Below are 14,797 nucleotides of genomic sequence, written 5' to 3'. Positions count from 1 at the left end.
AAGGCCGCCAGCGCTACGGCGCGGGGTTCGTGCTGTCTCGCCCCTGAGCGGGCCATGTCCACCTGGTCAGCGCTGCGCGCAGACCGGCGCGAACGTCGTCGGGCTGTGCGATGCCGTCAACGACGGCGCGCCAGGCGTGGAACAGATCCCGGGTGTCGACCAGCGCACCTGGCGCGTCGGTGAGCGCCTGCAGGTCGACGTCGGACGGCAGTGCGGTTGCCCGCAGGCTTGGGTCCAGACCGCGCTGGACGTTCACGACGTGCCAGACCGTGCGCGGCGGGCGGCCGTGCTCGATCGCGAAGTATGAACCGCCCCGGGTTCAGCGGAGGCTCGGTTCTCTGGTTTCGGCCGTCACGACGGCCGGGTTCTGACGGTAGTGGTTCATCTCGTGCTCGGCGGGTGGGGGGCCTGACCCCGGTTCTTGGACACGCTGAATCCAGCAACGCGCTGGGGAAGCGAGATGATCCAGTTCATGGCCAGGAAGAGCTACTCCGAGGAGTTCCGTCGTCAGGCCGTCGACTTGTACGAGTCCACTCCGGGCGCCACGGTGCGCGGGATCGCCGCGGACCTGGGCATCGTGCGCGGCACGCTGCGCCACTGGCTCGAGGTCTACGGCACGGGCGCCAAGACGGCCGTCGACGGGTCGGCGACGCCCAGCCCGTTGCGGTCCAAGAGCGCTGCGGCGAGCTCGACGGCGCCTGTCGGCGAGTCGCCGCAGGAGCGGATCGCCCGGCTCGAGGCCCGGGTCCGCGAGCTCGAGGTCGAGACGACCAAGCTGTCCACCGAGCGGGCGATCTTGCAGCAGGCGGCGAAGTATTTCGCCGGGGAGACGCGCTGGTGAGTCGCTTCCAGTTCGTCGCCGACAACTCCGCCACCTACCCGGTGAAGCGACTGTGCGAGCTCGTGCAGGTCGAGCGCTCGTCCTACTACGCGTGGAAGGCTGGCGCGCCGGCGCGGGCCGAGCGCGCCGCGGCGGACGCTCGGCTCGAGGCACGGATCCGCAAGGTCCACGCCGCGGACAGCACGCTCGGCGCGCCGCGGGTCACGGCCGAGCTCAACGACGACGCGCCCGCCGGTGAGCAGGTCAACCACAAGCGCGTCGCCCGGGTGATGCGCGCGGCGGGTATCGCGGGCTACGTCAAGAAGCGTCGAGTGCGGACCACGATCCCCGAGCCGTCGGGCCGCAAGCACCCCGACCTGCTCAAGCGGGACTTCACCGCGCCGGCACCGAACCGGCGCTACGTCGGCGACATCACCTACCTGCCGATCGCCGACGGCACGAACCTCTACCTCGCCACGGTCATCGACTGCCACTCCCGCCGGCTCGTCGGGTGGGCAGTCGCCGACCACATGCGCACCGAGCTCGTCGAAGACGCGCTCAAGGCCGCCGCCGCGACCCGCGGCACCCTGGCCGGGGCGCTGTTCCACTCCGACCACGGGTCGGTCTACTGCTCGAAGGACTACGCCAGGGTCTGCGCGAGGCTCGGCGTGACCCAGTCGATGGGCGCCGTCGGGTCCTCGGCCGACAACGCGATGGCCGAGTCGTTCAACGCCACCCTCAAGCGCGAGGTCCTGCAAGACGACGCCTGCTGGCCCGACGAGCCAACCTGCCGCCGGCAGGTCTTCCGCTGGCTGACCCGCTACAACACCCGCCGCCGCCACTCCTGGTGCGGCTACCTGTCCCCGACCGCCTACGAGGCCCGCCGGGCCGCTACGCTGCCGATCGCCGCGTAATCACACCCCGTGTCCAAGAACCGGGGGTAGGGCCCTGGGATGTCGCCGAGCTCGGTGTGCAGGCGGCGGTTGTTGAACCAGTCGACCCACTCCAGGGTCGCGATCTCGACGTCGTCCAGGGTCCGCCACGGGCCGCGGCGACGGATCAGCTCGGTCTTGAACAGCCCGATCGTGGACTCGGCGAGGGCGTTGTCGTAGGCGTCCGCGACGGTCCCGATCGACGCGCGGATCCCGAGGGCCGCGAGGCGCTCGGTCAGCGCCAGGCTGACGTACTGAGACCCGGCATCGCTGTGGTGGATCAACCCGGTCAGGTCCGTGATCCCGGCCCGGCCGCGGGCCCAGGTCGCCATCTCGAGGGTGTCGGTGACCAGGGCGGCGCGCATGTTCGTATCGGCCTTCCAGCCCACGATCATCCGGGAGAACACGTCGATCACGAACGCGACATAGGCGAACCCGGACCAGGTGCGGACGTAGGTGAAGTCCGCGACCCACAACTCGTTCGGTGCCGTCGCGCTGAACGCCCGGTTGACCAGGTCACCTGCCCGGATCCCGTCCTCGCCCGGGATCGTGGTGCGCTTCGACCGGCCGCGGACCACCCCGTGCAGGCCGCCGGCACGCATGAGCCGCTCGACGGTGCATCGGGCGACGGTGTGCCCGAGCCGGTGCAGGTGCTTCCACATCTTCCTGGCCCCGTAGACGCCGTAGTTCGCGGCGTGCTCGACCGCGATCACTTCGCTCAGCGCGGCGTCGGTCACCGATCGCACCGAGGGCGGGCGGGACTTGGCGGCGTAGTACGTGCTCGGGGCGACCTGCAGCTGGACGCAGATCGGCTCGACCCCGAACTCGGCACGGTGGGTGTCGATGAACTCGACTACCTGGGTGACGGGCGGTCGAGCTCCGCCGCGAAGAAAGCCGACGCGCTCCGCAAGATCGCGTTCGCCCGCCTCAGCTCCCGGTTCTCCCGCTCCAGCTCGGCCAGCCGCTGCGCGTCGCTGGTCGTGGTCCCAGGCCGGTCACCGGCGTCGATCTCGACCTGGTTGACCCACCCACGCAGCGTCTCGGGATTGATCCCGAGCTGCTCACCGATCCGCCGGCACGCCGCCGCACGAGTCACCGGGTCCTTCTTCGCGTCCAGCACGAGCCGGACCGCGCGCTCACGCAGCTCGTCCGGATACTTCCTCGGTGCAGCCATGACCCTCATCCTCCGTGGGTTGAGAGCCTCCATGGAACCCGGGGCGGTTCAGATCGACTGAAAGTTCAAGGCCTCGAGCAGTTGCAGCGTTCTAGCCCTCATCGAGCGGTCGCGGGACGAGGCTGGTGCGAGGCTGACGCTGGCGGAACGGGTCGGGCTCGCTCCACGTTTGCAGCCACCGCCCGAAACCACCGTCGGCCCCAGCCCAACGCACCCGACCAAGGCGGCGACGACGAGGAGAGGCCCCACCAGCGAGCAGACACCCGTCCACGGCCAGCCGCCGGTCAAGGGCTCTCGGGCGACGGGCCGCTCGGATCACGACGCGCGCCTTGACGTCCGGGTCCCGGCGATATGGATGCCGGGTCGGTGCTGGTATGCGGCTGGCGGCGCCGGACTCGGGGCCTGACCCCGGTTCTTGGACACGCTGAATCCAGCAACGCGCTGGGGAAGCGAGATGATCCAGTTCATGGCCAGGAAGAGCTACTCCGAGGAGTTCCGTCGTCAGGCCGTCGACTTGTACGAGTCCACTCCGGGCGCCACGGTGCGCGGGATCGCCGCGGACCTGGGCATCGTGCGCGGCACGCTGCGCCACTGGCTCGAGGTCTACGGCACGGGCGCCAAGACGGCCGTCGACGGGTCGGCGACGCCCAGCCCGTTGCGGTCCAAGAGCGCTGCGGCGAGCTCGACGGCGCCTGTCGGCGAGTCGCCGCAGGAGCGGATCGCCCGGCTCGAGGCCCGGGTCCGCGAGCTCGAGGTCGAGACGACCAAGCTGTCCACCGAGCGGGCGATCTTGCAGCAGGCGGCGAAGTATTTCGCCGGGGAGACGCGCTGGTGAGTCGCTTCCAGTTCGTCGCCGACAACTCCGCCACCTACCCGGTGAAGCGACTGTGCGAGCTCGTGCAGGTCGAGCGCTCGTCCTACTACGCGTGGAAGGCTGGCGCGCCGGCGCGGGCCGAGCGCGCCGCGGCGGACGCTCGGCTCGAGGCACGGATCCGCAAGGTCCACGCCGCGGACAGCACGCTCGGCGCGCCGCGGGTCACGGCCGAGCTCAACGACGACGCGCCCGCCGGTGAGCAGGTCAACCACAAGCGCGTCGCCCGGGTGATGCGCGCGGCGGGTATCGCGGGCTACGTCAAGAAGCGTCGAGTGCGGACCACGATCCCCGAGCCGTCGGGCCGCAAGCACCCCGACCTGCTCAAGCGGGACTTCACCGCGCCGGCACCGAACCGGCGCTACGTCGGCGACATCACCTACCTGCCGATCGCCGACGGCACGAACCTCTACCTCGCCACGGTCATCGACTGCCACTCCCGCCGGCTCGTCGGGTGGGCAGTCGCCGACCACATGCGCACCGAGCTCGTCGAAGACGCGCTCAAGGCCGCCGCCGCGACCCGCGGCACCCTGGCCGGGGCGCTGTTCCACTCCGACCACGGGTCGGTCTACTGCTCGAAGGACTACGCCAGGGTCTGCGCGAGGCTCGGCGTGACCCAGTCGATGGGCGCCGTCGGGTCCTCGGCCGACAACGCGATGGCCGAGTCGTTCAACGCCACCCTCAAGCGCGAGGTCCTGCAAGACGACGCCTGCTGGCCCGACGAGCCAACCTGCCGCCGGCAGGTCTTCCGCTGGCTGACCCGCTACAACACCCGCCGCCGCCACTCCTGGTGCGGCTACCTGTCCCCGACCGCCTACGAGGCCCGCCGGGCCGCTACGCTGCCGATCGCCGCGTAATCACACCCCGTGTCCAAGAACCGGGGGTAGGGCCCCTCTGAGCATGGTGGGCACGCTCCTCAATTGCACCATGGTCACGCGGCCCGGTGGCACCGAGAACGACCAGGAGTCCGCAGTTTCGGTGAGGAGTGCAGGACGGAGACGTCACTGGTAGACGAAGTTGCTGAAGTAGACGTCTACGACCTCTCCGTGGTAGACGTCCGCGAGCTGGGCGGCCAGCTCGTCCTTCAGCGCGTCTCGGCCGTCGCGTGTGGCGATTTCCTCGACGGGTCGTTGCGAGAACAGGGCGATGGCGAGGTCGAGTGCCTTGACGGTGTCCACGTCCTCGGCGACCTCGGCCGTGAGCTGCAGCCCGAGTCCGAGCCTGAGGTACCGGCCGTTCGCGAGGTTGATACTGATCGGCTCGATTGTCTGGACGTCCCCGAGCTTGACCTCGGAAACGTCCGTGGCGGCGCCCGGACTGGGCCGCAGCAGGAACCACGCCGCGCCGGCCCCGACGAGCGCGGCAGAGACAGCCACGAGCCGACGTGTGCGGCGCTTCTTGCGAGGGGTCGCGGGACTGGGCTCGGTGCTTGCCTGCGACGGTGCGCGCTGACCGCTGATCTTGCCGCTCGCCCCGATGATCCGTTGTTCAGGCATTCGTCGCCTCCTCACTGCTGGCACGCGCGCCTTGCCGTGCAGCCACCTGATCGTCCTCGGAGAGGACGCCGGTGAGGAGCCGGCCGATGAAGATCCGGCTAAGCCATTGAGGAGGTACACGGAGGGTGAGTTGCGACTCTCCTGCTCAGCCGTGACAGTGCCGATCCGAGATCACCGTGGCCGCAGATCCAGTCGGCGTAGCAGCTGGGCGTTCAGGGCCACGACGATCGTGGAGACGGACATGAGGATGGCTCCGACGGACATCGGCATGACGAAGCCAATGGGTGCGAGCACGCCTGCGGCGAGTGGCACGGCGATGAGGTTGTACCCGGCGGCCCACCACAGGTTCTGCTTCATCTTGCGATAGCTGGCGGCGGACAGGTCGATGACCGAGACGACCGATCGGGGGTCGTCGCTGGCGAGGATGACGCCGGCGGACGCGATCGCGACGTCCGTGCCGGCGCCGATCGCAATGCCGACGTCGGCCTGTGCGAGGGCGGGGGCGTCGTTGACGCCGTCGCCGACCATCGCCACGGTGCCTCCCTCGCGCTGGAGTTCGGCGACCCTGGCGGACTTGTCCTCGGGCCGGACACCGGCGAAGACCCGGTCGATCCCGATCTCGGCGGCGACGGTGCGGGCGACGGCCTCCGCGTCGCCGGTGATCATCACGACGTCAACACCGCGGTGGCGGAGCTGCCGGATCGCGGCGCGGGACTCCTCGCGGATCTCGTCGGCGAGCTTCAGAGCACCGGCCGGGCGGCCGTCGACGAGCACGTGCAGGATGATCGCCCCCTCGGCGCGCCACTGCTCGACCCCGTCGAGCTCGTCGACATCTCGCTCGCGGAGCAGGTTGGGGCCTCCGACCTCGACGGTCCGGCCGCCGACGCGGGCGCGGACGCCCACCGCTGGGGACGACGTGAAGTCGGCGGCCGCGGGCACGTGCAGGTCGCTCGCTGCCGCGACGATCGCCCGCGCGAGCGGGTGCTCGCTGTCGGCCTCGGCGGCAGCAGCCAGCGCCAGGATCTCGTCCCGGTCGAGACCGGAGGCGGGGCGGACCTCGGTCACCGTCGGCTGGCCCTTCGTCAGCGTGCCGGTCTTGTCGAAGACCACGGTGCTGACCGTGCGCATGCTCTCCAGCGCCAGGCGGTCCTTGACGAGGATGCCGCCGCGGGCGGCCCGCTCGGTGGCGATGGACACGACGAGCGGGATCGCCAGGCCGAGGGCGTGCGGGCAGGCGATCACCAGGACGGTGATCGTGCGGATCACCGCGTCGTCGGGCTGGCCGGCGATCGACCAGACGACGGCGGTGACGGCGGCCGCGCCGAGGGCGAACCAGAACAGCAGCGCGGCTGCCGTGTCCGCTAGGCGCTGGGCGCGCGAGGTGGAGCTCTGGGCCTCGAGCACGAGCCTGCGGATTCCGGCGAGCGCGGTGTCGTCTCCGACAGCGGTCACCCGCAGCCGCAGGGCGGAGTCGGTGGCCACGGTGCCGGCTACGACCCGGTCCCCGGCGGAGCGCCGCACGGTGCGGGACTCACCGGTGACCATCGACTCGTCCATCTCGGCGGCGCCGTCGATGATCGCGCCGTCTGCGGGGACCCGTGCCCCGGGTCGCACCAGCACCACGTCGTCGAGCGTGAGGTCGGACGGGGCGACCCGGACCACCGCGTCGCCCTCGACGCGCTCGGCCTCGTCGGGCAGCAGGGCGGCCAGCGAATCGAGGGCCGAGGACGTCTGCGCCAGCGAGCGCATCTCGATCCAGTGCCCGAGAAGCATGATCACGATGAGCAGCGCGAGCTCCCACCAGAAGTCGAGCCCGTGCGCGACGACACCGAGGGTCGCGAGCCACGACGCGACGAACGCCACGGTGATCGCCAACGCGACGAGCAGCATCATCCCGGGACGCTTGGCGCGCAGCTCCTCGGCGGCGCCCGTCAGGAACGGCGCGCCGCCCCAGATGAACATGACCGTGCCGAGCACCGGCGAGACCCACGTCGACCAGGTCGCGTCGGGGAGCTCGTAGCCCAGGAGCATGGCGAACATGGCGCTGGCGGCGACGACCGGGATCGCGAGGACGAGCATGATCCAGAACAGACGTCGGAACCGTTCGACATGACCGGTGTGACCGCCGTGACCGGAGTGGCCGTCGTGGCCACCGTGCGCGTCCTGGCGGTGCGGTGATCCGGCCTCGGTCACGGTCGCGGAGCCCCGGTGGTGCTCGTGGGCTGCCTGACCCTCGGAGATGTGCGCTCCGTGTGCGTGGTCGTGGCCCGTGCTCGGTGCGCCGACCGGGTGGTGCCCGGTGTGGTCCTCGCGGCTCATCGCGGTGGTCCTCTCTCGTGATCCGACAGCGGCGTGGCGCTTCGCAGACGGAAACCACATACCCCCCGAGGGTATTCCGCGGCACTGGCGCCACGTCGAGTTCCGAGCGCAGCGCACCTCGCCCGCACGATTCGGGGACGGACCTCGCGTGCTCGGACGTACGCGCTGGTCGAGTGATGAACCACTACCCGGTGGCTACGGGGGTGAGTCTCGGCAGCGTCGGGAGCCGAGTTCGAGCAGCGCGCGTGGGTGCGTGCCGCCGTCGATGGAGGCGAGTTCGAGAGCGGTGCACGGGTTGTTTGGACGCCGGCTGAGGCTGACCCCTGTCGGCGTGCCGCTGGACCGTTGGGTCGCGCTGCCGGCCGTCTTGCGCCAAGGCGACGACGAGGCTGCAGCGCACCTGCTCCGGCTCGTCGGCCCGCCACCCAGACCGCGGCATGGCGGCAGGGCTTGGCGGCGACGTGCCAGCAGGGTCCGTCCTCGCTCGCCGATCCGTGCCCTCACCATTGTCGCCGGGCACTGTTCGACCGTCATCGGTTATCATCGACGCATGTCGAACATGGGTGGGGTGGCGTCCGTGGAGGGCGTGGACGCGGGGGTTGCGTTGTTCCGGTCACTGGGCGACCCGGCACGGTTGGCGATCGTGCGCCGGTTGGCCTCAGGTGAGGCGCGGGTCTCCGAGCTCGCCGGAGATTTGGGGTTGGCGCAGTCGACGGTGTCCTCGCACGTGGCGTGCCTGCGCGACTGTGGGCTCGTCGAGGGCCGGATGGAGGGGCGGCGGGTGTACTACGCGCTGGCACGCCCGGAGCTGTTGGAGATGCTCGCGGCGGCCGAGGTGCTGTTGTCCGCGACGGGGAACGCGGTGGAGCTGTGCCCGAATTACGGCACGCACGCCCCGGCGAACGCGGTGGAGGCGGCGCTGTGAACGACGCGTGCGGCTGCTCGGGCGAGGTCGAGGCCAGCGCGGAGGACGAGGCCGTGGCCTGGTGGCGGGTCAGGGAGATCCAGGCCGCCGCCCTGGCCGCGGTGATCTTGGGTGCGGGCTGGTTGGTCTCGCTTACGACCGCACCGCACTGGGTGGGCCTCGTTCTGGAGGCGGGGGCGCTGGTGGTCGCAGCGACTACGTTCGTTCCGGGGACGGTCCGGCGCCTGGCCAGGGGAAAGATTGGTGTCGGGACGCTGATGACGATCGCCGCGGTGGGTGCGGTGATCCTGGGGCAGGTCGAAGAGGCGGCGATGCTCGCGATCCTCTACTCGATCTCCGAAGGGCTCGAGGAGTACTCCCTGGCCCGCACCCGCCGGGGTCTTCGCGCGCTGATGGACCTGGTCCCCACCGAGGCGACCGTGGTGCGCGGCGGCGAGCACGTCGCGCTCGACCCGGCCGACCTGGTGGTCGGTGACGTGCTGCTGGTGCGCCCCGGAGAGCGGGTCGCGACCGACGGGGTGATCCGTACGGGCACGACCGCCCTGGACGTGTCGGCGTTGACGGGCGAGTCTGTCCCGGTCGAGGCCGGCCCCGGCGCGACGGTGCTGGCCGGGTCGATCAACGGCGCCGGCGTCGTCGAGGTAGAGGTCACCACGCGGGCCGAGGACAACTCGTTGGCCCGGATCGTGCACATCGTCGAGGCCGAGCAGGCCCGCAAGGGCCCAGGACAACGCCTCGCCGATGTGATCGCGGCCAAGCTCGTGCCGGGCATCTTGATCGCCGCGACACTCATCGCTGTCATCGGGTCCCTGGCCGGCGACCCGGCGGTGTGGATCCAGCGGGCCCTGGTCGTGCTCGTGGCCGCGTCCCCCTGTGCGCTGGCGATCTCGGTGCCGGTGACCGTGGTCGCCGCGGTCGGTGCGGCATCGAAGAACGGTGTCCTGGTCAAGGGCGGTGCCGCGCTCGAGGGGCTCGGCAAGATCCGGGCTCTCGCGTTGGACAAGACCGGCACCCTGACGGCGAACAACCCGGCCGTCGTCGACGCCGTCGCGGCCCCTGGCCGTTCCCGTGACGAGCTGCTGGCTCTCGCCGCCGGGCTCGAGGCACGCTCGGAGCACCCCCTGGCCCGCGCGATCCTCGCCGCCACGGGGGCCCGTCCCGAGGTCGGCGACGTGGTCGCCCACCCGGGCGCCGGGCTCACCGGCACCCACCGCGGCCGCGAGGTCCGCCTCGGACGCCCGGGATGGATCGACCCCGGCCACATGGTCGGCGAGGTCACCGCGATCCAAGGTCGGGGGGCGACCGCTGTCATGGTGGAGGACGACGGCGCGCTGCTCGGTGTAATCGGGGTCCGTGACGAGCTACGCCCCGAAGCGGGCGCGGTCGTGCACACCCTGACCCGTGCGGGGTACACGGTCGCGATGCTCACCGGCGACAACGAGCGCACCGCCACCGCCCTGGCGGCCGAGGCCGGCATCACCGAGGTGCACGCAGACCTGCGCCCCGAGGACAAGGCGTCGATCGTCCGGCAGATCGCCGAGACCCGCCCTGTCGCGATGGTCGGTGACGGCGTCAACGACGCCCCCGCCCTGGCCACCGCGGACGTCGGGATCGCGATGGGCGCCATGGGCACCGACGTCGCGATCGAGACCGCCGACGTCGCACTCATGGGCAACGACCTGTTCCACCTGCCTCAGGTCCTGGCCCACGCCCGACGCACCCGGACCATCATGTGGCAGAACGTCGCCTTCTCCCTGGCCCTGATCGGTGTGCTGATCCCGCTGGCCCTGTTCGGGGCGCTCGGGCTGGCCGCGGTGGTCCTCGTCCACGAGGTCGCCGAGGTCTTCGTCATCGCCAATGGTGTGCGCGCCGGCCGCTACCAACCGATCTCCGCCCGCGAACACGCGCCGGCTCCGTCCCTCGCGACCGCCGCACCGTGACCGCGACCGGGTAGGTCACGCTCGCCGCCTACATCGCGTGGGCCGGCTGGGTCCTTCGGGGTCCACACGATCCGTCATTACCGTGCCGCCGGCGACCCGGGCATCCGCCGCACCACCAGCACCCTGGTGCGGCGGATCGCCCTACCCTGATGGTCGGCGAGCTCACCGGCGTGGGCGTCGGCGCGCTCCTGGCCGGGGCCGGCGCGTGGACCATCACCGCAACACCAGCAGCGGCGCGGGCCATCGCCGTGACGGTGTTCGCCGCCGCGGCGGCCGGGACCGTGGCCGCCCAGCTCGACCTGGGCCGCTGAAGGTCTTGGTCAGGACCATCTCGTCGGCGGCCTCGGCGAGCGCGTTGGCGAGTTTCGTCGCCAGGGTGTATTTGACCCGGAACCCGGCCATCGCGACCTCGGTGCCGAGCGCGATGAGCAGGTGGGACTTGCCCGTTCCGGAATCGCCGATCAGGCACAGCGGGTGGCCGCGGCGAACCCAGTCGCACTTGGCGAGCGCGTTGCTGGTCCTGGGGTCGACATTCGGGTTCGCGTCGAAGTCGAACTCGCGCAGCGTCTTGATGCGCGGGAACGCGGCGGCCTTGATGCGGCGCTCGGATCGTCGGCGGGCGCGGTCGTCGCACTCCGCCAGGAGGAGTTCGGCGAGGAACCCGCGGTAGGTCATCTGCTCGCGGGCGGCAGCATCCGCGTTCGCCTCGAACACGCCCCGGGTCGTGGGCAGGCGCATCATGCGGCAAGCCTGGTCGATGGCGGCGTCGGTGGCCTCCTCGGTCAAGCCTCGCCGTCGCGGCACCCGGTCACTGCCCGTCGCCGAGGTCTGCGTCGTCATCTCCACCTGAGCCCCTCCGGGATCCGTTCAGCCGCTCGCCGGCCGGGCGTGCCGGCGCCGGCTGGGTAGCAGGTCGTCGTACTCGCTGATGTCTGGCAGCGAGCGCGTGTCGTGGGCAGGCGGGTACGCAGCCGCCGCTCCGTCAGGAAGTGGGCGACCTGCCGGGCCAGCTCCGCCCGGTCCGGCATCGCGCTGGGCGTCGCTGCGCGGCGGCCGTCTTCCGCCTTACGCGCCCCGAGCGCGACCGCGTCCGCGTTGGTCAGCGCACCGACCTCCAGGGCGGCGGCCAGTCCGGCCACGACGTGCTGATGAGCGATGTGCCGGTGCAGGAGCAGGACGTCGATCAGGGCACGGGTGCCGTCGGCGTCTCCGTGAGCCTTGCGGGCGGCGTCCCACGAGGCGTCATGCACGGGTGTGAACCTGCCGCTGGCGCGTGTCCAACGCGGTCGCGCCGGTAGGGCGCCAGGCTTGCGGATCAGCGCTTCAAGGTCGTGGTCCAGGTCGAGTCGGGACTCCAGCTTGTCAGGGAGGCGTTCGTGCCGGGCGATCTGGGTGCGGCCGTCGTAGATCGTCAGGTCCGAGGCGCGCGGCAGGATCGAGATCTTCCGCCCGGCGAACCGCACCGGCCCCGAGTACCGGTTCGTGCGCACGTTGACCTGGGCATGCCGGTCACCGCGCTGGTGAGACCACCGGCCGGTTTCGAACTCCTGGTCCGGCAGCGGTGCCAGAAGCGGGGCCTTGATCGCGAACAGCTCACCGACGCTCCGGGCACGCCCACCGATCCTGCGGGCATCGTCGGACACGTCCCAGGCATCAACCATCGCGTTGGGCTCCGCCAGCGAGGCGACCTTCGGGACGGGGACGAAGTGGTTGCGGCGGTACCAGCCCACCTGCCCCTCGAGCCCGACCTTCTCGTGCGCGCCCTCGATCCCGGGCTGGCAGTAGAACGCGTCCAGACCATAGTGGGAGCGGACCAGCGTCCACCGCTCGGTCCCTGCCCGAACGCGAGCAAAAGCCAAGCACACGCGCGACAGCTGGCTTGAGGTTCTCGTAGCGGATCTTGCCGGTCGGTAGCCCGGCGAGCACGCTGAAGGCATGGACGTGCCCTTCCAGGAACGCCTCCTGGCCGCCGGAGGTGAAGACCTGGTGCACGGCCCTGCCGGAGAAGGACATCCGCAACGAGAACAACGAGCAGACCACCAGCTTGCCGGCCAGCTCGACCGTGACGTCACCGAAGTCGACCTCGGCCTCCGCGCCGGGCACGTGCGTCTGCGGCACCAACACGCGCGACGGACCCAGACCCTCCTCGACCGCGGATCTCCTCACGCCGCGCCGCGACGTACTTCTTGACGATGAAGTACGACACGTCCGCGTGGTGCTCCATGCGCAGCCGGTCGAAGATCCGCTTCGCCGTGTGACGCTGCTTGCGCGGAGCGCGCAGATCTGCATGCAGCCACCCATCGACGAGACTCTTGTACTCGTCCAGCCGAGAACCGCGCGCCGGCAGAGGGCGTCGCGGCTTGGGCCAGGCGGAGTCGGCGCGGAGGCTACCGCAGGAGCTCGACGTTGAGCTGCTGGCGGACCGCGAGCAGAGCGGCCAGCAGTGTCACGAGGAGCCGGGCAGCAACGCGCACGGGTCGGCGGTCGGTGAGGTCGAGCCCGAGCCATCTGCTGGTCGCGCTGCCGGCGCACCACCGCAGCACAACCAGCACAGCTCCGGTCACCAGGATCGGGCCGAGAGGGTTGTATCGCCATGCCTCTGCGAAGTCACCCATCGCGGCGAGCCGCACGGATCGCGTCCCGCCGCACAAGGGATCCATGACCGACCACCAGCGGTGCAACGGCCCGTGCAGGTCGACCGGCGGCAGACCCAGTCGGGCCATCAGTCCTGCGGCCACCAGGCCGAGCGCCGCGACGGGGGCCAGCGCCGGCCACCTGTCTCGCTCGTCGAGGCTGACAGTGATCCACGAGCGCGATGCCGGCGGGGTGTCAACGCGGCGCCACTGCGGCCGCCGGTCACTCTGTCTCACGTCGCCGTGATGCTGGTCATCATCCCGGCGTCCTCGTGATCCAGGATGTGGCAGTGGACCATCCAGGTCCCGGGCTGGTCGAAGGTCACGGCGACGTCCACGTAGCTGTCCGGTGGCACCGTCACGGTGTCCTTCCACACTTCCCGCTCGAGGGGCCGTCCATCGGTGGACAGCACCCGGAAGTGCGCACCGTGCACGTGCATCGGGTGGTCCATCCGGTGCCGCCCGGCGTTGCGGAAGCGGACGACGTAGGTGCGACCGACCTGCACGTCGAACGTCTCGGCATCGGGGAAGACGTCGCCGTTGATGGTCCAGGCCATTCCCATGCCGCCGGACATCGCCATCGCGTCGGCGAGCACCATCTCGATGTCCGGTTCGCGGCTCACCAGGTCGGGGGCGAGGGCGCTGGGTGCGGGAGGGATGAAGGGCGAGACAGCCGCGGGGGCATCCGAGGCGGTGTAGTGGACGGGGATGGTCATTCCGTTGTCGCGCTCGTTGGTGATCGACAAGCCCGAGCTCAGGTCGCCGACCGGGGCGAGCTCGACGTCGTAGCGCTCGCCCGGGGCGATGCTGAGCCGGCGGGTGCTGTAGGGCTCGACGAGGGGTGCGCCGTCGGTGTGGGTGACGCGCACGTCGAGCGGGAACGTCAGGTTCTGGGTCTTGGCGGTCGAGGCGTTCACCAGCCGGAGCTTCGCGATCTGCCCGGCGGTGATGCTGATCGGCTCGATGTCGTCGCCGGTGCGACCATTGACGGTGTCGACGTCGCCGACGACCTCCATGTGACCGGTAGTCCGATCCACGACCCAGTCGTCCAGCACGAGGACCTGGTCGAGGTCGTAGCGCGCGTCCGCGGGTTCGCGGACGATGAACGGTGCATACATGCCGCGATCGACCTGGTCGCGCACGGGGCGTTCGTGCGAGTGGTACCAGTACGTTCCTGCGCGGGCTGCGGTGAACTCGTACCGATGCTCCTGTCCAGGTTCGATGAGGATGCCTGGACCGTCCTGGTCGTTCGGCACGCTCATCCCGTGCCAGTGGATGTTGGTCGCGGTGTCGGTGGAGTTCCTGACGTCGATCTGCAGCCGCTGGCCCACGTCGACGACGATCGGCACGCCAGCGCCGTGCACGTCCTCGCTTGCGGAGTCGGCGTAGAGATACCGCTCGATGGTCCGACCGCCCACCTCCATCTCCGCTGTTGTGATGTCGAGGTCGGCGATCCCCTGCATGGTCGCCTGGGTGATGTCGTACCGGTCCACCTCGGGAAGCGTGATGCTCTTCTGGACCGCGACGTGCGCGGCGGGATCCAGCGCACGCGCGACCGCGAACGCGGCAGCACCCACGGTCAGGACGACGGCGGCCGTTGCGGCGACGGCGACGGGACGGCGGTGGATCATACTCGTGGTGACTCCTCATGCCGTCGACCCCAGGGGCGCCCTGGAACCGTGATCTG

12 protein-coding genes, 1 pseudogene and 1 other annotated feature are annotated in these 14,797 nt (G+C 70.8%); of the genes and pseudogenes, 5 read left to right on the top strand and 8 right to left on the bottom strand.

From position 1 onward, the window contains the following. Positions 1-13: 13 nt before the first annotated feature. Entirely contained in the window at positions 14-256 is a 243-nt protein-coding gene (locus HNR08_RS10125) for a hypothetical protein (RefSeq protein WP_146840912.1), read from the bottom strand. Between the two features lie 216 nt (positions 257-472). Here HNR08_RS10125 and HNR08_RS10120 point away from each other — a divergent pair. Further along, positions 473-1,734, top strand: a protein-coding gene (locus HNR08_RS10120; protein WP_183834765.1) for an IS3 family transposase whose coding sequence is annotated in 2 segments (ribosomal slippage) — positions 473-821 and positions 821-1,734 — 1,263 coding nt in all. Because the reading frame shifts where the segments join, the coding sequence is not laid out codon by codon here. Here the strand turns inward: HNR08_RS10120 and HNR08_RS10115 are convergent. Beyond that, a protein-coding gene (locus HNR08_RS10115; protein ID WP_246803303.1) for an IS3 family transposase occupies positions 1,692-2,926 on the bottom strand; the annotation gives its coding sequence in 2 pieces (ribosomal slippage) (positions 1,692-2,647 and positions 2,647-2,926; 1,236 coding nt in all). The two genes, HNR08_RS10120 and HNR08_RS10115, sit on opposite strands and share 43 nt — an antisense overlap. Beyond that, positions 2,535-2,648 (bottom strand) — a sequence feature (AL1L pseudoknot). It overlaps the preceding gene by 114 nt. 466 nt (positions 2,927-3,392) lie before the next feature. Here HNR08_RS10115 and HNR08_RS10110 point away from each other — a divergent pair. Continuing rightward, a protein-coding gene (locus tag HNR08_RS10110) for an IS3 family transposase (RefSeq protein WP_183834765.1) occupies positions 3,393-4,654 on the top strand; the annotation gives its coding sequence in 2 pieces (ribosomal slippage) (positions 3,393-3,741 and positions 3,741-4,654; 1,263 coding nt in all). A gap of 144 nt (positions 4,655-4,798) precedes the next feature. Here HNR08_RS10110 and HNR08_RS10105 read toward each other — a convergent pair. Both HNR08_RS10105 and HNR08_RS10100 read right to left on the bottom strand, forming a co-directional pair. After that, complete coding sequence (locus HNR08_RS10105; RefSeq protein WP_168432306.1) at positions 4,799-5,173, bottom strand: flagellar basal body-associated FliL family protein; 375 nt, start codon at positions 5,171-5,173, stop codon at positions 4,799-4,801. A gap of 291 nt (positions 5,174-5,464) precedes the next feature. After that, a complete protein-coding gene (locus tag HNR08_RS10100) occupies positions 5,465-7,612 on the bottom strand; it encodes a heavy metal translocating P-type ATPase (protein ID WP_146840669.1) in 2,148 nt (715 codons plus the stop codon). Between the two features lie 550 nt (positions 7,613-8,162). Between HNR08_RS10100 and HNR08_RS10095 the strand changes: the two genes are divergently transcribed. Continuing rightward, complete coding sequence (locus tag HNR08_RS10095; RefSeq protein ID WP_146840670.1) at positions 8,163-8,537, top strand: ArsR/SmtB family transcription factor; 375 nt, start codon at positions 8,163-8,165, stop codon at positions 8,535-8,537. Then, positions 8,534-10,477: a heavy metal translocating P-type ATPase gene (locus HNR08_RS10090; RefSeq protein ID WP_146840671.1), complete on the top strand. Its 1,944-nt coding sequence runs from the start codon at positions 8,534-8,536 to the stop codon at positions 10,475-10,477. Before HNR08_RS10095 ends, HNR08_RS10090 begins: the two co-directional genes overlap by 4 nt. Before the next feature lie 294 nt (positions 10,478-10,771). Here HNR08_RS10090 and HNR08_RS10085 read toward each other — a convergent pair. Together HNR08_RS10085 and HNR08_RS10080 are read right to left on the bottom strand one after the other, a co-directional pair. Continuing rightward, positions 10,772-11,317, bottom strand: a pseudogene (locus HNR08_RS10085) (ATP-binding protein); the annotation flags it as partial. Beyond that, positions 11,314-12,336 carry a Mu transposase domain-containing protein gene (locus tag HNR08_RS10080; RefSeq protein ID WP_221286341.1) on the bottom strand — a complete coding sequence of 341 codons (1,023 nt, stop codon included), beginning with the start codon at positions 12,334-12,336 and terminating at the stop codon, positions 11,314-11,316. The pseudogene HNR08_RS10085 and the gene HNR08_RS10080, both read right to left, overlap by 4 nt. A 76-nt stretch (positions 12,337-12,412) precedes the next feature. On the opposite strand from HNR08_RS10080, the gene HNR08_RS21285 reads away from it, so the two are divergent. Beyond that, complete coding sequence (locus HNR08_RS21285; protein ID WP_221286340.1) at positions 12,413-12,667, top strand: hypothetical protein; 255 nt, start codon at positions 12,413-12,415, stop codon at positions 12,665-12,667. A 197-nt stretch (positions 12,668-12,864) separates the two neighbouring features. Here HNR08_RS21285 and HNR08_RS22680 read toward each other — a convergent pair whose 3' ends face one another. Both HNR08_RS22680 and HNR08_RS10070 read right to left on the bottom strand, forming a co-directional pair. Then, positions 12,865-13,347: a DUF2752 domain-containing protein gene (locus HNR08_RS22680; protein WP_146840673.1), complete on the bottom strand. Its 483-nt coding sequence runs from the start codon at positions 13,345-13,347 to the stop codon at positions 12,865-12,867. Continuing rightward, entirely contained in the window at positions 13,344-14,687 is a 1,344-nt protein-coding gene (locus HNR08_RS10070; protein WP_168431990.1) for a multicopper oxidase family protein, read from the bottom strand. The genes HNR08_RS22680 and HNR08_RS10070 overlap by 4 nt, the downstream gene beginning before the upstream one ends. Positions 14,688-14,797: the final 110 nt, after the last annotated feature.

Origin of the sequence: Cellulomonas hominis (genome assembly GCF_014201095.1) — a bacterium.
GTDB lineage: Bacteria > Actinomycetota > Actinomycetes > Actinomycetales > Cellulomonadaceae > Cellulomonas > Cellulomonas hominis.
Note: the sequence above shows the minus strand (reverse complement) of the source record. Positions and strands in the feature narration are given on the sequence as shown.

Excerpts from the sequence above, each read along its gene's own strand:
- HNR08_RS10100 (WP_146840669.1), bottom strand. The coding sequence starts at position 7,612 with ATGAGCCGCGAGGACCACACCGGGCACCACCCGGTCGGCGCACCGAGC.
- HNR08_RS10095 (WP_146840670.1), top strand. The coding sequence starts at position 8,163 with ATGTCGAACATGGGTGGGGTGGCGTCCGTGGAGGGCGTGGACGCGGGG.
- HNR08_RS21285 (WP_221286340.1), top strand. The coding sequence starts at position 12,413 with ATGGACGTGCCCTTCCAGGAACGCCTCCTGGCCGCCGGAGGTGAAGAC.